The following is a 20,709-nucleotide window of genomic DNA, read 5'->3' on the forward strand; positions in this document are numbered from 1 at the left end:
GACAGGAACAGGCATGGGGACAAAGACCGAGACGGGACCTGCCAACCGATCCTACCGCGAAGTGCTGCGCAACCGCCGCGTCGCCGCACTGCTCACCGGCGACCTGCTGTCCTACATGGGCACTGGTATGATCATCGTCGCGATGCCCGTACAGACCCTGGACATCCACGGCTCGGTGCCACCGGCCATCGCGATCTCCGTCGTGGAGACATCACCGTTCGTCCTGTCCACCGCCCTGGCACTCGGCATGGGGCTGGGACGGCTGCGCGTACCGCCCCGCGTCTTGCTGCTTGCCGACTGCCTGCTGCGGTTCGCCGTGTTCATCACGCTCGCGGTCCTGTCCGCCAACGGCGACCTCACGCTGCCCGTCCTCGTCGCGGGGCTGCTGTTCGGCTCAGTGTTCCGGCTCGTCGGATCCAGCGCGCGCAGGCTTCTGGCCACCTCGATGGTGGGGGAGGAGGACCTGTTCGCCGTCAACGGCCTCCTCGGCGTCAACAGCAACTTCGCCCTGTACGTCGTGGGGCCAGCGGTCGGCGGTCTGGCCGTGGTGGCCTGGGGGCCCGGCACGGTCCTGCTGTTCGACGCGATCGGCTCTCTGCTGCTCTTCGCCGTCGTTCTGCTCTGGGTACCGAGCCAGCCCCCGGAAGAACAGCAGACTAAGGAGAACAAGAACACCGAGACCGGGTGGCGCATCCTGCGCCGCAGGCCGCAGACCGCCCGACTCTTCGCCGTCGTCTTTTTCTTCAACTTCTTCTACATGCCGGTGGAGATCGCCCTTCCACTCCTCGTGCAGGGCCCGCTGAACTCCAACGGGGCAGGCCTCGGAGTGCTGTGGGGCGCCTTCGGGGCGGGCGCACTCCTCGGCGCCGTCGTCACCAACTACGCACGCAAACTGCCCGAACACATCCTGCTGATCACGATCATTGCCCTGTGGGCGCTGTGCCCGCTGGCGCTCGCGATTTCGGGGAACCTCGTCGCTGCGGTGCTGGTCTTCGCGCTCGGCGGTCTGGTCTGGGCCCCCTTCACCCCGGTCGTCTACAGCTTCGTACAGTCCGCGCTGCGCCCCGACGAGCAGCAGCCCGTGGTGACGCTGTGGGTCGCGGGATCCACACTCGCCGCGCCCCTTGGCCTGGCAGCGGGCGGCCCGCTGATCGAATACGTCGGCACCCGCGGTGGCCTGGCCCTGTCCGGGCTGCTGACCCTGCTGCTCGTCCCGCTCGCCGGGGTGGGCCTCCTGACCTCGAAGAGCAAGGGCGCCCCCGGTGCCTGACGAGAACGCCACCGTGTACGACGTCGTGTTCAACGAACAGGACCAGTACTCCCTGCGGGCCAACGGCACACCAATGCCCGGCGGATGGCGGGCCGAAGGCTTCAGCGGGCCCAAGGACGCCTGCCTGTCCTACATCGACAGGACCTGGACGGCGATGCAGCCGCCCGGCACCCGGCAACCAGGAGAAGAAAGGACAGCCACATGAAGCAGTTCGACAACGCCGATTCCTGGGACCGGCTCGACGCCTACGACAGCACCGAATGGGCGGTCGGCAACGACGAGGATGAGGCGAGCGCCTTCCTGGCGAAGGCCGCGCAGGGCGGCCCCGCACTCGAACTCGGCGTGGGCACCGGACGCGTCGCGCTCCCGCTGGCCCGCCACGGGATATCGGTGACCGCCATCGAGTCCTCACCCAAGATGATCGAACAATTACGCACCAAACCCGGTGCCGCCGAACTCCACATCGTTGAAGCGGACTTCACCGAAGTGCCCGTCGACTGCGAATTCAGCCTGGTCTACTGCGTGTTCAACACGTTCTTCCTGCTGCTAAGCCAGGAGGACCAGCTGCGCTGCTTCGAGCACGTCACCGCCCGGCTGCGCCCCGGCGGCGCGTTCGTCCTGCAGACCTTCGTCCTGACCGCCGAGCACTACGGCCAGGAACAGCTCACCGAGACCATGTACGTGGGCGACGACCAGACCGTGCTCCTGGCCTCGGTGCACGACCCCGTCGCCCAGCGGTTCAACCGCCAGCAGATCGTGCTGACCTCGACCGGCACACGGTTCCTCCCGATGTCCTTCCGGTACTCCTGGCCGTCCGAACTGGACCTCATGGCACGCCTGGCGGGGCTGACGAAGGAGGCACGCTGGAGCGGCTGGAACGGTGAACAGTTCCGCCACCCCGGCCCGTGCGTCACCGTCTACCGCAAGAGCGCGTAGGGGGACACCTGCATGTCCGGACACCGCACCGTGCACACGCAGACGGCCTCCGACGCACCACTGGCCTGGGGCCAGGAGAACTACTGGTACGTCCGCTTCCTGCGGACCGAAGGCAGCTCGAAGATCGCGACGTCCTGGGCCGTCCCGGAATCCGCGTCCCGGGAACAGATCACCGCGGCCGTCCAGGAACTCCTGCGCGGCCACGAGTCGCTGCGCACCACCTTCCCGCAGGGAAACGACGGGCGCCCGGTACAACGTGTCCATCCGCTGCGGCCCGTCGACGTACCCGTACTGGGCCTGGAGCCGGGACAGAGCCCGGCCGGGCTCACCTCCCGCTGCGCCGAGGCCCCCATGGACCCCGAGACCGACCTGCCGGTGCGGTTCGCTCTGATGACTTCCGCCGGCCGACCGTTTCGTCTGATCATCGTGCTCAATCACATCGCGGCCGACGGGGCGGGCATCGAAGCGCTTTGGCGCGACTTCGAGGCCCTGCTCGGCGCCGGGCCGCACCCCCAGCGGCATCCCGCCGCCCGCACCCCCAGCGAACAGGCAAGGCACGAACAGAGCGAAGACCTCCACGAGCACCGCAAACGGGCCCTCGACTACCTCCAGGAATGCTTCAGCCAGGCACCACGGGCCACCTTTCCCGGGTTCCGCCCTGCCGCGGCGGATACCAGACAAACCGGCGCGCCGCCGGACGTCACTGAGCCTGGAACGGGACAGCCACTTACGGGCCCCGGAGCCGGGCAGCCAACCGCCGTCTATCACAAGGCGGCCCTGCGCTCCGCACAGCTCCACGCGAGCGTGGAGACACTGGCACGCCGAAATCGCACGCTGCCGTCCCTGGTCTATCTGGCCGCCTACGCTGTCCTGCTGGGCGCGCACTGCGGCCACAACCGTTTCGTCCTCCAGTCGTCGTTCGCCAACCGTCCGCCGGAGCTGGAACACGTGGTGGGCTGCTTCTTCCAGCGCGGTCCGGTACGCATCGACCTGTCGGGCGCCACCACCGCCAGCCGGGCCCTGCGCGCTGTCAAGAACTCGGCGATGGACGCATGGGAGCACGCCCACCACTCCTACTGGGACATGCGCGATGCCAAGGCCCAGGCGGAAGCCGAACGGGGCCACCCCGTACGGATCGGCGTCGGATACAACTACTTCGCCTCCGACGTGCTGTCCCGGGCCTGGTACATCGAGCCCGACACCGCACCCGACATGACACTGCAGTGGAAGAACCCGGGCAAGACCGACGACGCGCTCGACGCCCACCTGGAAGTGCTCCTGGACGGGCCGGTCGTCGAACTGTCCCTGCTGGCACACCGTTCCGTACTCGACCGGCACACCACCGGCACACTCCTGCACGCCGTCACCGCCCTGATCTGGCGCTGGGCCGCGGCCCCGGCCGGCACCGACCTGGAGTTGGCCGCCCTTACCGCCGAACTCGGCTTCCCGCCCACCCGATTTCCGGCCACCTGGCAGCTCGCCGGACACAGCTGGGTCAACGTTCCTCGGCTGACCGGGTGCCTGCGGTCCGCCCCCGGCGCCGCCACGGCGCGGGTGTTCGCCGTCCCCGCCGCGCATCGCCCGGGACAGGTCGGCCTGGAGGCGTACGTCGCGGGGACACGCCGCCGCCCCGGCCTTGTCCCGCTGCTGGACCACGTGCGGGCCTCGGTCGCGGCCCACGCGGACCTCATCCCCCCCGACCGGATCGTGCTCTGCGACCGTCCGCCGCACAGCCCGGACGACCTCGCGGCCTGGCACGCGCTGCCCGGGCACACTCGGGAAACCCACGGCACCGCTGCCCCAGCCACCGCCGTCCGCCCTCCGCGCGGTGACGCAGAAGAAGCGCTGTGCGCGGCGATCGGCAGATACCACCCAGGTGCCGAGGTGGGCATCGACATTCCCTACGCGGCAGCGGGCGGAAGCGCGGCCGCCGCCGTCGCGGTGGCCCGCGAACTAGACCACGCAGGTTATCAGGGCCTGCACCCCGAGGAACTGCTCAGCCCCGTACCGCTGCGGACCCTCGCCGCGCGTCTGCGCCGGTGAGCGAGCACCGCACCCCACCCGCCCCGTTCGAAAGGCCCGGATCACATGAGGACGCTGCTGGTCACCGGAGGGAACGGCTATGTCGGCACGGAGCTGACCGTCCAAGCACTTGCCCAGGGTTGGCGGGTCTTCACCCTCGACACCCGGCCACGCGACGGGGCCCCCCTCCCGCCGGGCGACCTCACCGAGGTCGCCGGGGACATCCGCACCCCGAAGGAGTGGAGCAGGGTCCTGCGCCACGTCGACCACGTCGTCCACCTGGCCGCCGTGGTCGGCGACCCGGCCTGCGGCGCCGACCCCGACGCCGCTTGGGAGACCAACTACCTGGCCACCGTCAAACTGGCCGAGGCATGCCACCGCCACGAGATCCGCGAGCTCGCTTTCGCCTCGACCTGCAGTAACTATGGAGTAGCCGCCGACCACATGGCCCACACCTGGTCACCCCTCGCGCCACAGTCCGTGTACGCGAAGTCGAAGGTGTTCGCCGAACATCACCTGCTCTCCGCCCGCGACCGCGGACTGCGTGCACGCATCCTGCGGTTCTCCACGCTCTACGGCTGGTCGCCCCGCATGCGCTTCGACCTCGTGGTCAACCGGATGACGGCCGACGCGACATGGGACGGCGTCATCAATCTCGTCGGCGGCGAGCAGTGGCGCCCCTTCCTCCACGTACGCGACGCTGCAGGAGTGGCCCTGGCCTCCCTCACTGCCACATGCGCCGAACTCATCCACAACTGCGGTGTCACCAGCGAGAACTATCGCATCGCCGATGTGGCCCGCATGGTCGGCGAGGCCGTGCCCGAGGCCCGGCTGCTGCATACGCCGGGCGGCTCCGACCGGCGCGACTACCGGGTCGACTTCGACGGCCTGGAGAAGAGCCTCGGTTTCCGGCCGAGGTGGACGGTCGCCGCGGGGATACGCGAGATCGTCGGACAACTGCGCTCGGGCCACGGGCCGACCGGTGTGGGCGGCATGGCCGCAGTGATGAACTGATGGGCCGCCTCCCCGCCATACTCGGCGGCGTCCCGCGCTTCGGCCAACGCGTACCGGTGACCCGCCCCACCTTGCGGACGGACGACGCACTGATGACGGAGATCCGCGTTGTCCTGGAGTCGGGGATGCTCACCTCCTCCAGGCATGTACGGGCCTTCGAAGATGAAGCCGCACAGTTCCTCGGCGTGGCCGACGTCGTGGCAGTCAGTAGCTGCACCACCGGTCTGATGCTGACCCTGCGCGCTCTGGGGGCGACCGGGGACGCAGTCCTGCCGAGCTTCACCTTCATGGCAACCGGCCATGCCGCCGCATGGCACGGCCTGACCCCTGTACTCGCCGACTGCGACCCGTCCACCTACACCCTGGCCACCGAATCGGCCGCGGCCGCGCTCACCGGCGACACCGGGACCGTCATCGGTGTGCACACCTTCGGAGTTTGCTGCGACGCGGACACCCTCCATGAACACACCGAGGACCGCGGCATCCCGCTGGTTCTGGACGCGGCACACGCCTTCGGCGCCCGCTACCCGGACGGAACCATGGCCGGAAGCAAAGGAATCGCCGAAGTCTTCAGCCTCAGCCCGACCAAGGTGCTGCCCGCAGGTGAAGGCGGACTCATCGCCACCCACTCCACCGCCCTCGCAGCCGACCTCCGTCAGGCACGCGAATACGGCAACCCCGGCGACTACGACGCCCGCATGATCGGCCTCAACGGCCGGATGACCGAGATCAACGCCGTCCTCGGCAGGGCGGCCCTGCGCGCCCTGCCCGGCCGCCTCGCCCAGCGGACCGAACTCGCCGACCGCTACCGCAGCCGGCTGGCCCAGCTGCCCGGGCTCGGCTTTCAGACCGTCCCCGATGGCGCCACCAGCACCTACAAGGACTTCACAATACGGATCGACGCCGGCCGACTGCGCCTGACACGCAGCCGGCTGACAGCGGCCTTGGACGCCGAGAACATCGACTCCCGCACATACTTCGACCCGCCCCTGCACACCCAGACCGTCTACCGCACCCTCGCCCGCCGCCCCACGGCCCTGCACGCCACCGAGAGCCTCTCCCGCACCCTGCTCACCCTGCCCCTCTACAGTCACATGGGTGTGGACACCGTGGACAGGATCTGCGAGACCATCGCCGAGCTCCATGAACAAAGCCAGATCATCAACGCCGCCGCAGACGCCCATGGCACGGCGGAGGCCGCGGCGGCAGACGGAACAGTGAGCGCTTCATGAACTACGTGATGGACCTGCGGAAACTGGTGGGCTCCCGTCCACTGCTGCTTCCGGGCACCTCGGTGCTCATCACTGACGACCAGGGCAGGCTGCTCCTCGTGGAACGCGTCGACACCGGAGACTGGGGGCTGCCCGGCGGTCTTATGGAGCCGGGGGAGTCCTTCGAGGAGACAGGGATGCGCGAGGTCCGCGAGGAGACCGGCCTGGACATCCACGACCTGCAACTCTTCGGCGTCTACTCCGGCGCCGACTACTACTATCGATACCCGCACGGCGACGAGATCTACAACGTGACAGCGGCCTACACCGCCCGCGTCGCGGGCGGCCGGCTGGCTGCGGACGGGGCGGAGACCAAGAGGCTGCACTTCTTCCCCCTCGACGAGCTCCCTAAGGACATCCTCGCCCCCGAATTGCCCATCGTCGAAGCGTTCCTGCACAGGACGGGCCCCGCCGCGGGCCGGGACCCCGGGTCGGGACAGCCATGAGGGCCGTCCGGCTCCTCACGGCCCCCGCACCCGGCCGGGCCGCCAACGAGGACGCCTGCGTGCACGCCGGCAACTTGATGGGCGTCCTGGACGGGGTGACCCAGCCGCCCGGGCTGGTCTCCGGCTGCCAGCACGGAGCCGCTTGGTACAGCGCCCGCCTCGCCGCCCGCCTCGCCGACGTGCACGGCACCAGCCCGCAATGTGCCCTGACCGACCTGCTCGCCGAAGCCATCGCGGTCGTACGCGGGGACCATGGCGGCCACTGTGACCTGGGCCGACCCACCACACCGGCCGCCGCAGTGTGCCTGCTGCGCGCCTCACCCGGCCGCGCCGACTTCCTGCTTCTGTGCGACACGACCCTGGTCGTGGAGAGCCCCGGCGGGGTCCGGACGATGACCGACCACCGCCTCGCGGGCACCATCTCCCGCCTCCGCACGCAGGAACAGAACAGCGACACCACAAGCGCGAGTCTGACGGGCGAGAGCGCCGAGGAACGGGCTGTACGGTACGCACTCGTGAAGAGCGCGTACACCAATCGCCCCGAGGGCTACTGGATCGCCGCCGCAGACCCCGCCGCGGCGGAGCATGCGCAAAGCGGAACTCTCCCGCTGGACGGCCCGGATGCCGTCACCCGCGCGGCCCTTCTCACCGACGGCGCCGCGCGCGCGGTCGATGTCTTCTCCCTGTTCGGCTGGCTGGGACTGCTCGGCCTGCTGGCAGGCGAGGGGCCACAGGCGCTGGTCGACTCCGTGCGGAAGGCGGAGTACGCCGCTGCCCGCAACGGCGGCCTCGGTGCCGAGAAGGCACACGACGACGCGACAGTCGGCTACATAGAGTTCTGAGACCCCTGAGCCCCCGCCCCCAAGGATGCGCCCCATGCCGGATGACAACGGACGCCCGCCCTTCCAGTCGGGCGACCTCGACACTGTGCGAGACCAGCTCCGCTCCCATCCAGCCGTGGAGCAGGCCGACGTCCGCCTCGCGGCAGGGGGCAGCCTGACCGCCTACGTCGTGCCCGCGCACAGTTCGCAGGGAGATGCCGCCGGTGTGGCCGGGGGCGTTGTCCCGCCCGATACGGAGACGGTCGACAATTGGCGGTCGGTCTTCGACGACTGCTACCGCGGCACCCGCATCACCACCACCGGGGCCGATACGGGCAACCGGCCCGAACCGGAGCGGAGCGCGGCCTCCGAGACCGAACTGACCGCTGGATGGACGGACAGCTTCACCGGACGCCCCATCCCCGCCGACGACATGGCCGAGTGGGTGGCCACGACCGTGGCGCGGATCCTGGCATTCGAGCCGACCTGCCTGCTGGAAATGGGCGCGGGCACCGGGTTGTTGATGTCCGACCTGACAGCCCAGGGGGAGCTGCGGGAGTACACGGCCACCGACCTTTCCCCCGAATCCGTACGTGTCCTCACCACTGTCGCCGCACGGCTGAGACGCACGCGCCCGGCGCCGCTGTCCCTCGCGGTGCATGAGGCTCGTGCCACCACCCCGGCCCCGCCGTCCCTGCACGGGGGATACGACGTGGCGGTCCTCAACTCCGTCGCCCAGTACTTCCCGTCGACCCGTTACCTGGAAGATGTCCTCCACCGGATCGTTCCGGTGATGCGTCCCGGCGGCCACATCTTCCTCGGCGACCTGCGCAACGAAGACCTTTTCGAAGAGTTCGCGTGCATCAAACACCACCGCCGTGCCACGCCCGGCACCCCGCCCCAGTGGATCGCCCGGCAGATCACCCGCGAACTGCGCCGCGACGGCGAACTGCTCCTGTCACCCGGCTACCTGCACGGGCTGCCCGCCCGGCTCGGCGCCATCACGGCGGTGGAGACGGCACCGCGGCGCGGCGCCGCCTGCAACGAGATGACGCTCTTCCGCTACGATGCCGTGCTCCACGTGGGCTGCGAGGCACCCGCGACGGAGCCGGACTGGCACGACGGGACAAAACTCACCCTCCCCGTCCTCGCACATCAACTTGCCTGCGAAACCGGCGCGTTCGGCTACCGTTCCCTGGTCAATGCGCGCCTGAGGGACGCGCAACGCCTGCGCCGCACCTACCTGCCCGAACACTCTGCCCCCGCCTCAGCGGAGGCCGTGGCTCTGGACCCGGAAGAGGTCTGCACCCTAGCCGAAGGGTACGGCTGGACTCCCCGTCTGCGCTGGACCCCCGGGGCGGATTGCGGCGAGTTCGATCTGTGGCTCGCGCCGCCAGACGGCACCTGTGAACACTTCCGGTTCGCCATCCCGTGGCAAGATCCCGACCCCGGGCAGGACCTTGGCGCCTCGCCGCGTCATCGGATGTTCCCGCCCCGTGCGGAGCACGACAGGAAGACCGAGCTGACGTCCTTCCTCACCCGACGGCTTCCCGAGCGGCTCGTGCCGTGCGACATGGTCTTCACCGAGCGGCTTCCGTGCCTGGCCGGGCACTCTCACCGATAACCGTCGAGCCGGTCGCTAGTGGTGCCAGCCGTTGAGCACAGCAAACTGCTGTGAAGCGATCTCCGGCGAGCCGTGCTGGAACCACAGAGCCGCGCGTACTTCTCCCATGCGCCGGGCCCAGTCGCCCGATGTAGCTCTGAACATCCAGCGCACATGCAATGGTCTCCGTCTATCTGCACCGACGTGGCGTCGCCCGTGGACTCCCAAACGGCTGGCCACCGCCGGGTGCAGTCACGTCGGTGCGGTGCCGTTGTTCAGCAGCCGGGCCGCGGCTGCCCATAGGACATGGCCCGGGAGCCATCGGCCCCGACCGCAAGGCGGCCGGTCTGCTCGAGATAGGCGACGACACCGTCACTGTGGTTCAGCGGTCAGAGCCTGCAGCCTGCTGCGCTGCTGACTTGTCCTGTGCCGCAGCTCCGGCGGCCTCTGGGGCGGTGTAGAAGACAGACGCGCCCTGCTTGGTGCGCTGGGCCTGGTTCTTGGCCACGAGGTTTTCGAGCGTGGTGCGCACGACGGTGGTCTTGACGTTGCGCTTGGGGTACTGCTTGTCGAGCTCGGCGGTGATTTCGGCTGCGGAGCGAGGCTCGCCCTGGCCTGTCAGATGCTCGCGGACCAAGTCGACGAGAGTCGGCTGGGCCGATGGTACGGCGGATGCCTTGGGCGTGTTCGTCTTGCGGGACTGCTTGGGAGCCGGGGTGGCGGACTTCTTTGCCTGCGGCTGCTTGTCGGCCTTCGACGTGGCAGTCTTCTTCTTGCGGGGTGCGCGCACTGCTGTGCTGGACTTGGGTACAGCGGGTGCTGCCGACGCCCCGAGGGCCTGCTGGACGTTCACCAGGACGGTGTGGTCCTGCTCCAGAGCGACCAACTGTGCCTTCAACGCTTCGATTTCACCGCTGATTCGTTCCTGTTCCTTGCGGTTGAGGTCAAGGTCATCCGCCACCTTCGTGCTGTACTGCGAGGTCAACTGGGTGGGCGGCGCAGTGGTTTTCGACATGTGTTTACATCCCTTTCCGGGTGCCACGGCCGACGGGGCGAAGCTCGCGGCGTGTGCGAATCTCATGCGTGTGCTGTCAGGGCATGCTGCCACGTGTGCAGGAGCAGGAACTCCCGCACGGCAATGTCGTAGTGATAGTACGGAAAGGGCATGCGTTTTGCTCCGCCGTGCGACGCCAGACGCAGCGCATCCCGAAGTCTGATGATGGTCAGCGCGCACCTGTGACGACATACCGGTGAGGAGCCAGACAGGCTGACGGGGGCAGTTCACCGGTGTCTCGCAGACGGTTCCGACGCAGGGGGTGACCGGCTCACTCACTGCTGCACAGCTGGCCCGCTCCGCTGATGCCTTCTTCTCCGGCACTGGAGGCCAGGGCCCCATCGACAGGCCCTCGCGCGACTCGGGCGGCGGCACAGCCACGTTGCACACCTGAAGCGTGCGTAGAGGACCTTCTGTCCTCCCCGGGGCGAACGCCTCCACCACGGCCCCCCGTTCCGCCGCCTTCTACGTGGGACTGTGCCAGCATGGTGCGAGCCATCACCAGAGGAGAGAGATGTGACCAGGGCCGTGGACGCTGGAACATGCGCTCCTGCCTCGTGTCTCAGGGACAGGACCGGGTGACCGCGATGGGTGTTCCCGCTAACGGGGACGAGATGCCCTGGGTCCGTAAGGCCGGTCCCGGTGACGAGGCTGTCATCGCCCGCCTGGTCCCGGCGGCCCTCACAACATCCGATCCCCGGTACGACGCCCGGGAGTTCGCCGAAGCCATGTGTGCGGCCCACGGTGAAGCGTCCGTGCCCCACGGCACCAGCAGGCTCCTTGTGGCCGGACAGCCCGGCACACTGGCTCCCGCCGGGTTGGTCTACTTCCTTCCCCCCCCGTACGCCTGGTGAACGCGCACGCTGACGCTGGGCCCTCAGCGCAGTCGCGGCTGGCCGGACAGATCACGGAGGTCGAACTCCTCGCTGTCGACCCGGACGCGCAGGGCACCGGCCTTGGCACCGCCCTGCTGCGGGCGGCAGAGCAGGTCGCCCGCGACCACGGGGCACAGGGGGTCTTGCTGGCCAAAGTGGCGAAGAACGACTTCCCCGTGCTGCGGTGGTGGCGACACCGCGGCTACACCCTGGCCCAGCCAGGCCAGGAAGTACGCCTCGCTCTGGGATGGGCCACGGTCAGATGCGACGACGGCGGCACCGGCCACCGTATAGCTGTCGCCCCGACGCACCCGGACGGCCGGGTACAGGACACCAGATCCGGCCTCCGCGTCACCGCACCGCCTGTCACCATAGGCAGCCGACCATGACCTGCCTCAGCTACGACGCCGCAGCATCCGAGGAACTGCGCACCCGCACTGATGACGCTCCCTGAAAGCGGCCACCCCGTACTCGGGGGCGACCCCGGACCTGCTCGATGGATCTCCCCACCCATACAGCACCTGAGCTGCGGACGGACGTCACAAGGGAGGGGCGCCGGGTAGCCGGAGGGGATCTCACCCTCCGGCCCCCACAGGGTGAAGTAGGCCGCCGGCGAGGTGCCCGTGGTGCGGGTCCTTTTCCGACGGCCCCTTCCCGAACGGTGCGGGAGGTTGGGTAGGCCGCCAGCGAGGTGCCTGTGACCAGGTCCTTTTCCGACGGCCCCCCACCGAACCCACCGTGCTAGATTTCCCAGCAGTGGGCTCTCCAGTGCCTTTTCTTCTCATGAGTTCTGCCGCGAGCGACTCGCACCGTAGTGGATGTCCTCGTGGCAGACGCGGCAGACGACCAGGGTCTTCCGACGGCGCGCGGCCATCATCTGGGCCCAGGCGGGCTTGGCGGCCCGCCCCCGGACATTCAGGTCTTTGAGGTGCCGGATGTGGTGCACTTCGACATTCGTCATGGGACCCGCACATCTCGCAGGTGTCGGCGAGCAGGCGCTTGACCACTTCGTTGCGCGCGCTGTTCCACACCTGCGTCGGGTGATCGTCGAGGCTGCCGATCCTGATCTTGCGCTTCAGCGAGACTCCGCCCCACTGCGCCACCAACGGCTGTCGTCCTTCGCCGCGTTCGACGGTGACCTGGAGTCCCCGGCGGGGACCCTGGTCGGTCTTCAGCACGGTACTGTAGCGCCGGTAGATCCTGGAGACACGGACGCGGTACTTCCGCGCGAGCGTCTTGACCAGGGAGCGCTGCATCACGTACTTCAGCCGCCCTAAGCGGTGGAGGTTGAAGGCGAGCTGGTAGTAACCGGCGATCCCACGGAACTCGGCCTGGTACTGGGCGACGATGGAGAAGTCGCTGTTGACCGTGCGTTCGGTCCGCCGGATCGGTCGGCCATGGTGCATGTAGAGACGGCACTTGGCGCGGATAACGTCAGCAGGCACTTTCAGCCCGATCTGCGCGTTGATGCTGCGGTGACCGCGCTGGTCGTGCTTGGTGTCGTTGTCCAAGACCACGATCTCGTAGCCGAGGAACCGGGCGGCACTCGTCCGCCCGTGCGTGATCAGGGTCTTCTCCTCGGACAGCTCCAGCTTGAGCTCGTCGTGCAGGAACCGGCCGATGTCGGCCTTGATCTCCTCGGCTTCCCGCTTCGGTCCGGTGAACCCGAGCAGCCAGTCGTCCGCGTAACGGCAGTAGTTCAGCCGACGGTAGCCCGGATCATCAGGATCGCGGGAGGGCATGGTCTTCATCTGCCTGCGCAGAGCCCGACCCGCCTCCAACTCCCCTTGCTGTTCCAGACGGAAGGCGCGCTGCCACAGCCGCATGTATGGACGATACGGCGTGCGCCGGGCTCCCCGGTTGTAAGCGGGCAGCAGGTTCGTCTCGATGTACTTGTCCAGCCGGTCCAGGTAGATGTTGGACAGGATCGGCGAGATCACGCCGCCTTGCGGCGAACCGCTCAACGTCGCGTGATAGCGCCACTGTTCCAGATACCCGGCCCGGAGCAGTCCGCCGGTCAACCGTAAGAAACGGTTGTCGTGGATCTTCTCCGCCAGGATCGACAGCAGGACCTCATGGTCCAGACTGTCGAAACAGGCTTTGATGTCCCCCTCGACGAACCATGTACTGCCCCGCCAGCCGGGATAGATCGATTGCAGGGCGGTGTGACAGCCCCGGCCGGGCCGAAATCCGTGGGAGTGATCGGAGAACTGCGGCTCGTAATACGCCTCAAGCAACAGGCGCATCACCTCTTGCAGCAGCTTGTCCGACCACGTCGGCAGACCCAAACCGCGCCGACTCTTCGTCCTTCCCTTCTTCTCGATGTAGACGCGGCGCGTCGGTGACCAGCGATAACGCTCACTGCGGAGCGCATCGATGATCGCCTGGATCTTCTCCAGGCGCATGCCGTCCACGGTCTCGGCCGTGACGCCGGGCGTCATCGCACCGTCGTTGCGGTAGATCCGCCCGTAGGCGAGCAGGTACAACTCCCGGTTGAACAAGCATCGGTAGAGACGTTCCAGCGGCAGACCTCGCCTGCCGCGTTCACGGATGATCCCCAGAAGGGCTTCGGCGCTCTGCATTTCGCATACCTCGCCATCGTGAAGATCTGTTGACACCTGGGGTCCTTCGCCCGTGTAGACGGCTTTCCCGTCCTCCCTGGTCGGGCGTTACTCCGACGACTACTACGACCCCTCCGTAGCCATAGGGCTCGCGCCCCGTAGGCCATCCCGTATTCCTCTTGCGCTGGACGTATCGAGCGTGACGTAGGCGGCCCGGTCCGTCCCCTTGAGCGAACTCACTGTCCGCCGCCCGCCGGCCGGAAGGGTTGAGACGGCAAAAGTCAGGACCGTCCGATGCCGACGGCTGCGACCTCAGGCGTCGTGTCGCAGGGTGTGCGTCTTCCACCGCTGGTGACTGGGCTTCAAGCAGTGTGGCCTTCGCCGTATCACGCGGGCCTTGCGCGGCAGCGCCTTCGACGCCTTCTCGATGCTCCACGCTTTCCCGCCATGCTGTTGTCCCCTCGCGCTTTCGCGTCCAGGTAAGGCGGGTGGCCCCAAGGTCACCTCCTTCCGAACCTCGGCCCCCTGCGGGGGCGATCCAGCGCCGAGTGAAACGGCGCACGATTTCCCCGCACACGGCTCTCCAGTAGTCATTTCCGAGTAGCTGCTGTACTCCGTCCCGCGTGGATATCCTGATGACAACGCTCGCAAACCACAAGGGTTTTCCGTTTACGCATGGCCATCAGACGTACCCACGACGGCCGTTCCGCCCGTCCCGGTTTGTTAAGATCGGCGAGTTTGCGGACGTGGTGGACTTGCAGTCCATCTCGCCCCTCGCACATCTCGCACTGACCGGCCAGGAGTCGGTGAATCAACTCGTTGCGCCGAGCAGTGGCCATGACGGGCTGGCGGTCGGTGATGACGGCTTTTCGCTGCCGTTTGAGTGAGATCTCGCCGAAGCGAGCGATCAGCGGTTTCTTCCCTTTTTCACGCCGCACCGTGACCTGGAAGCATGTCCGCCGGCCGTCAGGAGTGCTGATGGTCGCCTTGTATCTGCGGGCCATCTTCATGACGGTCGACTTGTGCTTACTGGCCAGGGTCTTGAGCATCGACGTCTCCATGACCCAGCGCAACGGGCCCAGGCGTGAAACGTCCTGGGCGAGAAGGTAGTACTGAACGAAACCGCGATACTCGGAGCCATACTTCGCGACGATCGTGAAATCCTCGTCGTGGAGCAACGGGCCCCGCATAGCGGGTTTTCCCCTACTCATGTAGCGGGCGCATCTGTCCCGGATCACGTCCCTGGGAACGAACAAACCGATAGCACCGTTGACCGACCGGCGGTTCCGGGTGATCTTCGTATCGGAATGCTGCGCCCTGATCTCGTAGCCGAGGAAGCGCGCTGCCTGGCTGGCAGCGTGCGTGATCAGAGTTTTGGACCCGGACAGTTCCAGCTTGAGCTCGTCATGCAGGAACACCCTGATCCTTTCCTTGATCTCCGCGGCCTCACGCTTGGGACCGGCGAACCCGAGTAGGAAGTCGTCGCAATACCGCACGTATCGAAGACGTCGATAGCCTGGATCGTTGGGGTCTTGACTCGGCAGGGAACGGCGTTCGCGTCGCAGCGCCCGCATCGCCTCCCGATCGCCGTGTCGCCTGGCCCTCACGATCTGGTTCTCGACAATCTCATACGCACGGTAGGTGCGTCGTCTCCTACCTCGGGTGTAATCCGGAATCAGCTGCTGTTCAACGAACTGATCGAACCGGTCGAGATAAATGTTGGAAAGGATCGGTGACGCAACGCCGCCCTGCGGTGCCCCGCTGAGCGTGTCGTTCCACCGCCAGTCCTCCAAATACCCTGCCTTGAGCATCCGTTCGATCAGCTGGAGGAACCGGCCATCGTGGATCTTCTCCGTCAGAATCGAGAGCATGACTGAATGGTCAAGACTCCCGAAGCAGTCGGAGATGTCCCCCTCGATCATCCAATGTGTTCCCTTCCATACCGACACCACCTCATCGAGAGCGGTGTGGCAACCCCGCTTGGGGCGGAAGCCGTGTGAGCGGTCGGAGAACTGAACGTCGTAGTACGCTTCAAGGAGCATGCGCACTACTTCCGCGACCAGCTTGTCCGACCACGGAGGCATTCCCAAAGGGCGCTTCTTCCCGTTCTTCTTGGGGATATACACCCTTCTGGCCGGAGACCACCGATAGGACTCCGCACGCAGAGTCGCGATGATCCTGTCAATCTTGGCCAGGGACATGCCGTCCACGGTCTCCTGGGTGACCCCGGGCGTCATCGCACCCTTGTTGGCGTAGATGCGCCCGTAGGCCAGCAGGAACAACTCCCTGTTGAACAGCTGCCGGTACAGCCTTTCCAGCGGAAGGCCACGCCTGCCACGTTCCCGGATGACGCCCAGCACGGTTTCAGCACTCTGCAATTTCGCATCCCTCCCCGTCTGAACATCATGATTACCTGTGCCCCTTCGCCCTCATTCCGGCTTTCCCGGACTTCGCGGCCGGTCGTTACTCCGGCGACTACTACAGGCACTCCGTCGCCATAGGGCTCGCGCCCCGTAGGCGATCCCGTGGTACGTCTTCGCTGTACGTATCGAGCACGACTTAGGCCGCCCACTCATTCCCTTGACCGCCCTCGCTGGGCGGCGCCCAACGCCATGGAGGTTGCCCGGACTCACGGTTCACGCCCAGACATGGCATCGGCATCGGTTACAGGCGTCATTCCGACGGAGCGTCACTTTCACTCTGGGAATTAGGCTTCAAGCAATTCAGCCTTGGCCATATCGTGCGGGCCTTGCGGCACGACGTCCTGAACGCCTCCGGAACGTCCACCGCTTTCCCGGCATGCTGTGGTCCCCTCCCGCTTTCGCGCTCAGGTAAGCCGGGTGACCCAAGAACCTCCCTCCAAGTTCCTCCCGACTGCGTCGGGGATACAACAAAGCGCCTCACGGCGCACACCGTGCGTAACGATCTCTCGTTACACGGCTCTTGTCGCTCTGATCACCAGGAGCACGCGCCAGTTCTTGAGGTGGGCGATTGGTCTGGTGCGGGGTGCTGAACGCACCGAGCTGTGGCATGGAGTGGCTGGACGGGCCGACCCCAGCCCGTCCCGATCAGCGCCACCCGCGTCCACGCCGACGGAAATGAGGGCGGCCCGCACGTCCTCGAGGTAGCCGCGGGGCCCCAAGGTCTCGTGTGTAGCGGGCAGCGGGTCTCCGACGGCGCTGGAGGCCGACGATGTGCCGGACCGACCACCTTCGCTTCGGCCAGGGCCGCGGACCTGCCATTGCGCATCAGCCAGCAGGTCGGCGTCTGGAGCAGCTGCACGTCCTCGTGCCCGGCACCGCAACCAGCGCCGGGCGTCAAGAAGGCCGGTACGCCTACCGTGTGGCGAGTTCGCGTACCGTCGCCATGTCGCTGAACGGCAGCAGTTCCTCGTTGACGATCTGGTAGGGCTCGCTGCCTTTGCCCGCGATCAGGATGACGTCGCCGTGCCCTGCGGCGGACAGGGCGAAGGAGATGGCGCGGCGGCGGTCGGCGAACCGTTCGAAAGTGGTGCCGCTCGCGAGCAGGCCCGGGACGATCTGATCCATGATCGTCCGGGGGTCTTCGTTCCGGGGATTGTCCGAAGTGAGAACGCACAGATCGGAGTAGGTGCCGGCGATCTCCCCCATCCGGGCGCGCTTGGTGACGTCCCGGTCCCCGCCGCAGCCGAAGACCGTGACGACCCGGCCAGAGGCGAAGCCGCGGATGGTGGTCAGCACCTTCTCCAGTGAGTCCGGGGAGTGCGCATAGTCCACGATGACGGACGTGCCGTCCGGGGTCTCGTAGCGTTCGAACCTTCCCCGGATCGGGGGCATCTGCTCGAGTGCGGCGACCAGTCCGGCCAGATTGTGCCCGATGAGGTGGCAGGCTGCGACAGTGGCAAGTGCGTTGGAGACGGAGAACCGTCCGGGCACGGGGATCGCCGCCGGATACTTGTGGCCGGCGTGGTGCAGGGTGAAGCGGGTGCCGACGGCGTCCATGGTGAGGTCGGTCGCCCGGTAGTCCGCCTCCGCGTCGATGCCGTACGTGACGACCGCGCCGGGCATCATGGCCCCGATGCGGGCTCCGACCGGGTCGTCGGCGTTGACCACCGCACGCCGGCACAGCCCCTGGAACAGACGCAGTTTGGCGTCCCGGTAGTTTTCCATGGTTCCGTGGTCGTCCAGATGATCCTGCGTCAGGTTGGTGAACACCCCTACATCGATGAACGAGTGGTCGAGGCGGTGGGTCAGCAGGCCCATCGACGTGGCTTCGAGCGCCACGGTGCCGACACCACGGTCGCGCATGCACCCCAGCAGATACTGGAAGTCCGGCGACTCCGGTGTGGTCAGTACCGACCTCGGCATCGGGATCAGTTCGTCGCCGATCCGGCTGCCGCCCGTCCCGATGACACCCACCCTGGCGTGCTCGGCGATCCTCAGCACCGACTCCACCATGGAGGAAACCGACGTCTTCCCGTTGGTGCCCGTGACGGCCACCATCTTCATCTGCCGGCCTGGCTCCCCGTGGTAGCGGGAGGCGACGACCGCTGCCGCCTTGCGCGTGTCCGCGACGGCTACGACGCATACACCAGCTGCCGACGCCCAGGTCGCGACCGGAAGGTGCGCCGTCGCGGAGTCGATGAGTATCGCCACCGCGCCGCGTGCGAGAGCCGGTCCGACGGACTCGGGGCCGCCCCCGCGATGGCCGGGCACCGCGATGAACAGGGATCCCGGAGCGGCGCGGTGGGCGTCGAAGCCGGTGCCTCCGGTGATCCTCGTATCCGGATCGCCCTCGATGACTTGATGATCGTGCCCGGCGAGCAGCTCGCTCAACTTCACAAGGGTCCTCTCGAAGATGCACCGGCTGCCGGTCGTCCGGCGGTCGGCGCGCAAGCGGCGCCAGGGCGCCAAGGGATGACAAAGCAGGAAATTATGTCGAGGGCCGTCGCCGTACGGTTAGAGAGGCGGGGAGGGGCTGCCGCGCAGAAAGTGGTCCGCTCGCAGGGGCGGAATGATCTCGGAAATGCCGAGAATTACCTGGAATCGCTAGCCGTGGCCGTGCAACGCGCGACAGTAGATCGCCGACGCGTTCACCGGGTCGACGGCCGTCGCGCACACGGCGGACGGGCATACGGCATGAGCGGCCTGGAACAGGCACTCCCTCACTGCGCATGTGCGACCCATGTGTGGAGTGTACGTCCAGCCGCGGGGGCGATCGGCCACCGCTCGTTCGCACATCTGCGTTACTGCTGCCGCACTGTCTCCGGCACCCGCGCCGCGAGGAACGCCGTGCGGCGGCGCAGCCGAAGGCCCGGCGACTCGCACAGTCGGATGGCGTTGGTGTTGCGCGCGGAGGTGTGCGGGAAGGGCCTCTCGTCGCGGGCACGGACGCCGGGGGCCACCGCCAGTACCAGGCGGGCGGCCATGCCCTGCCGGCGGAAGGCCGGGTCGATGCGGACTGCACTGATCTCCGTAGCTGGAGCGGATCACGGCTCGCCGCAGTGAACTGGACGCGCTCGCCGAGCGGGTCCTGGTCCGGCTGGCCCGAGCAGGACCGGGCCGCGGCGGAGGCCGCCGTGGGCGGCGCTGCTGGTCCCGCACCGCAGCGAGACTCCCGATGAGACCGCCCTGCCCGGCGACTACCGCAAGATCCTGGCGATCGTCCGGGCCGCCGACGGCCCGGTGCAGGCCAAGGGCAGTGCACTGGGGAACGACGAGCAGCACTGGTCGTTTTCAGGGCTCTGTCCGCAGTTCCGTGAAGGTCATGGCTGGGTGAGGATGCGGGTCCGGAGGAGTTCGAATGAGGCCCGGCCATTGAGGCCGGCGGTGACGGCGTCGAGGTCCCTGCGGAGGAAGCCGGCGAATCCGCTCATCGGCTTCGGCGCGTCCTGCTCGGCCTGGCGGATCCACTGCGGCAGCAGGTATCCGCGCTGGTGACGCACGAGATCGGCGAAGGCTCGGGCGAGGTCGCGGGCCCGGGTGATGTCCGGGCAGGCGAGTCGGATCTGAAGCAGCCGCTCCTCCTGGCTCTCGGTGAGCGTGTCGCGGGGCCGCATGATCCAGGAGGTGATCTTCCGGGGGCTGGGGATGTCGGCCCGGACCGGTTCGGCGGTGCCCGCGCGCAGGGCGGCGAGGTGTTTGCGGACGACCTGGCGGCTGCCGAGGTAGCCGCGTTCGCGGATCTCCAGGAAGAGGCGGGTGCCGCTGGCCTGGCCCTGTGCTTCGGTGAAGCGGGCGTTGAAGTATGCCTTGAAGGGTTCCAGAACGCCGTTCGGGCGACGGTCGCGGGCGGAGGGCAGCAGCTGGTCGAGGTCGGTGTCGCGGAAGCGGCGCACGGTCTTGCGGTCGAGGTTCAGCCTGCGGGCGATGGCGCTGATCGTCCAGCCTTTCTCCAGCAGTCGGTGGACGTCCTCGTAGCGGTGGCGGGTGCGTTCGATGATCTGCGTGCGGGGCAGCTCGGCGGGCGGTAACAGCATCGGTTGCGGCTCCGGCACGTCGGTCGCCGTCTTCGCCACCTCCTCTTCGGTGTGTTTGCGCAGGCAGTTGCGGTGCTGGTGGCAGGTCTTCTCCACCGCGGCGGACAGGTTCTGCAGCAGGTGCCAGCGGTCCGCGACCCAGGGCGTCCGGGGCGGCCTCCTTGACGGCCTTGGTGTAGGCGGTGGCCCGGTCACGGCAGATGATCTCGGCGCCGGGATGCCCGGCCAGCCAGGCCGCGAACGTCTCCGAGGTGCGGTCGGGCAGCACGTCCACGACCCGGCCGGCTTCGACGTCGACCAGCACGGTGCCGTAGGTGCAGCCCTTGCGGAAGGCGAACTCGTCCACTCCCAGCACCTGCGGGGCGCGGTCCGGCACCGC

The 20,709-nt window shown here is 67.7% G+C and carries 15 protein-coding genes and 2 pseudogenes; 11 read left to right on the forward strand and 6 right to left on the reverse strand.

Annotated features, from left to right (window positions below):
• Positions 1-13: 13 nt before the first annotated feature.
• The 9 genes from AS97_RS46270 to AS97_RS46310 are packed head-to-tail and all read left to right on the forward strand — an operon-like array spanning position 14 to position 9,404.
• Positions 14-1,270 carry an MFS transporter gene (locus AS97_RS46270; protein WP_210567069.1) on the forward strand — a complete coding sequence of 419 codons (1,257 nt, stop codon included), beginning with the start codon at positions 14-16 and terminating at the stop codon, positions 1,268-1,270.
• Positions 1,263-1,475: an MbtH family NRPS accessory protein gene (locus AS97_RS46275; RefSeq protein WP_210567070.1), complete on the forward strand. Its 213-nt coding sequence runs from the start codon at positions 1,263-1,265 to the stop codon at positions 1,473-1,475. The genes AS97_RS46270 and AS97_RS46275 overlap by 8 nt, the downstream gene beginning before the upstream one ends.
• Positions 1,472-2,206 carry a class I SAM-dependent methyltransferase gene (locus AS97_RS46280; protein WP_210567071.1) on the forward strand — a complete coding sequence of 245 codons (735 nt, stop codon included), beginning with the start codon at positions 1,472-1,474 and terminating at the stop codon, positions 2,204-2,206. Before AS97_RS46275 ends, AS97_RS46280 begins: the two co-directional genes overlap by 4 nt.
• Positions 2,207-2,218: 12 nt before the next feature.
• A complete protein-coding gene (locus AS97_RS46285) occupies positions 2,219-4,249 on the forward strand; it encodes a condensation domain-containing protein (protein WP_210567072.1) in 2,031 nt (676 codons plus the stop codon).
• A 45-nt stretch (positions 4,250-4,294) separates the two neighbouring features.
• Positions 4,295-5,242 carry an NAD(P)-dependent oxidoreductase gene (locus AS97_RS46290; protein ID WP_210567073.1) on the forward strand — a complete coding sequence of 316 codons (948 nt, stop codon included), beginning with the start codon at positions 4,295-4,297 and terminating at the stop codon, positions 5,240-5,242.
• Complete coding sequence (locus tag AS97_RS46295; protein WP_247204743.1) at positions 5,242-6,474, forward strand: DegT/DnrJ/EryC1/StrS family aminotransferase; 1,233 nt, start codon at positions 5,242-5,244, stop codon at positions 6,472-6,474. The genes AS97_RS46290 and AS97_RS46295 overlap by 1 nt, the downstream gene beginning before the upstream one ends.
• Positions 6,471-6,959, forward strand: a complete 489-nt coding sequence (locus AS97_RS46300; RefSeq protein WP_210567074.1) for an NUDIX hydrolase — start codon at positions 6,471-6,473, stop codon at positions 6,957-6,959. The genes AS97_RS46295 and AS97_RS46300 overlap by 4 nt, the downstream gene beginning before the upstream one ends.
• A gap of 59 nt (positions 6,960-7,018) precedes the next feature.
• Positions 7,019-7,801, forward strand: a complete 783-nt coding sequence (locus AS97_RS46305; protein ID WP_210567075.1) for a hypothetical protein — start codon at positions 7,019-7,021, stop codon at positions 7,799-7,801.
• 34 nt (positions 7,802-7,835) lie between these two features.
• The gene (locus tag AS97_RS46310) at positions 7,836-9,404 is read left to right on the forward strand and encodes a class I SAM-dependent methyltransferase (protein WP_210567076.1); all 1,569 of its coding nucleotides are present in this window, start codon (positions 7,836-7,838) and stop codon (positions 9,402-9,404) included.
• A gap of 361 nt (positions 9,405-9,765) precedes the next feature.
• On the opposite strand, the gene AS97_RS46315 is transcribed toward AS97_RS46310, so the two are convergent.
• Positions 9,766-10,398, reverse strand: a complete 633-nt coding sequence (locus AS97_RS46315) for a BlaI/MecI/CopY family transcriptional regulator (protein WP_210567077.1) — start codon at positions 10,396-10,398, stop codon at positions 9,766-9,768.
• Positions 10,399-11,024: 626 nt separating this feature from the next.
• Between AS97_RS46315 and AS97_RS46320 the strand changes: the two genes are divergently transcribed.
• The gene (locus tag AS97_RS46320; protein ID WP_210567078.1) at positions 11,025-11,291 is read left to right on the forward strand and encodes a hypothetical protein; all 267 of its coding nucleotides are present in this window, start codon (positions 11,025-11,027) and stop codon (positions 11,289-11,291) included.
• Positions 11,288-11,701, forward strand: a complete 414-nt coding sequence (locus tag AS97_RS46325) for a GNAT family N-acetyltransferase (RefSeq protein ID WP_210567079.1) — start codon at positions 11,288-11,290, stop codon at positions 11,699-11,701. The genes AS97_RS46320 and AS97_RS46325 overlap by 4 nt, the downstream gene beginning before the upstream one ends.
• A 392-nt stretch (positions 11,702-12,093) precedes the next feature.
• Here the strand turns inward: AS97_RS46325 and AS97_RS46330 are convergent.
• The 5 genes and pseudogenes from AS97_RS46330 to AS97_RS46350 all read right to left on the reverse strand — a co-directional run bounded on the left by AS97_RS46330 (position 12,094) and on the right by AS97_RS46350 (position 20,426).
• Positions 12,094-13,894 (reverse strand): annotated as a pseudogene (locus AS97_RS46330) (reverse transcriptase domain-containing protein).
• Positions 13,895-14,463: 569 nt separating this feature from the next.
• Complete coding sequence (locus AS97_RS46335; RefSeq protein WP_210567080.1) at positions 14,464-16,251, reverse strand: reverse transcriptase/maturase family protein; 1,788 nt, start codon at positions 16,249-16,251, stop codon at positions 14,464-14,466.
• 957 nt (positions 16,252-17,208) lie between these two features.
• Entirely contained in the window at positions 17,209-18,693 is a 1,485-nt protein-coding gene (locus AS97_RS46340; RefSeq protein ID WP_210567081.1) for a UDP-N-acetylmuramoyl-L-alanyl-D-glutamate--2,6-diaminopimelate ligase, read from the reverse strand.
• 404 nt (positions 18,694-19,097) lie between these two features.
• A pseudogene (locus tag AS97_RS46345) lies at positions 19,098-19,328 on the reverse strand (GNAT family N-acetyltransferase); the annotation flags it as partial.
• Positions 19,329-19,616: 288 nt separating this feature from the next.
• Entirely contained in the window at positions 19,617-20,426 is an 810-nt protein-coding gene (locus AS97_RS46350; RefSeq protein ID WP_210567082.1) for a helix-turn-helix domain-containing protein, read from the reverse strand.
• Positions 20,427-20,709 lie beyond the last annotated feature (283 nt).

Origin of the sequence: Streptomyces sp. AgN23, from assembly GCF_001598115.1 — a bacterium.
GTDB classification, from domain to species: Bacteria; Actinomycetota; Actinomycetes; order Streptomycetales; family Streptomycetaceae; genus Streptomyces; species Streptomyces antimycoticus.

Excerpts from the sequence above, each read along its gene's own strand:
- AS97_RS46315 (WP_210567077.1), bottom strand. The coding sequence starts at position 10,398 with ATGTCGAAAACCACTGCGCCGCCCACCCAGTTGACCTCGCAGTACAGC.
- AS97_RS46310 (WP_210567076.1), top strand. The coding sequence starts at position 7,836 with ATGCCGGATGACAACGGACGCCCGCCCTTCCAGTCGGGCGACCTCGAC.
- AS97_RS46290 (WP_210567073.1), top strand. The coding sequence starts at position 4,295 with ATGAGGACGCTGCTGGTCACCGGAGGGAACGGCTATGTCGGCACGGAG.
- AS97_RS46300 (WP_210567074.1), top strand. The coding sequence starts at position 6,471 with ATGAACTACGTGATGGACCTGCGGAAACTGGTGGGCTCCCGTCCACTG.
- AS97_RS46320 (WP_210567078.1), top strand. The coding sequence starts at position 11,025 with ATGGGTGTTCCCGCTAACGGGGACGAGATGCCCTGGGTCCGTAAGGCC.
- AS97_RS46295 (WP_247204743.1), top strand. The coding sequence starts at position 5,242 with ATGGGCCGCCTCCCCGCCATACTCGGCGGCGTCCCGCGCTTCGGCCAA.
- AS97_RS46280 (WP_210567071.1), top strand. The coding sequence starts at position 1,472 with ATGAAGCAGTTCGACAACGCCGATTCCTGGGACCGGCTCGACGCCTAC.
- AS97_RS46285 (WP_210567072.1), top strand. The coding sequence starts at position 2,219 with ATGTCCGGACACCGCACCGTGCACACGCAGACGGCCTCCGACGCACCA.
- AS97_RS46270 (WP_210567069.1), top strand. The coding sequence starts at position 14 with ATGGGGACAAAGACCGAGACGGGACCTGCCAACCGATCCTACCGCGAA.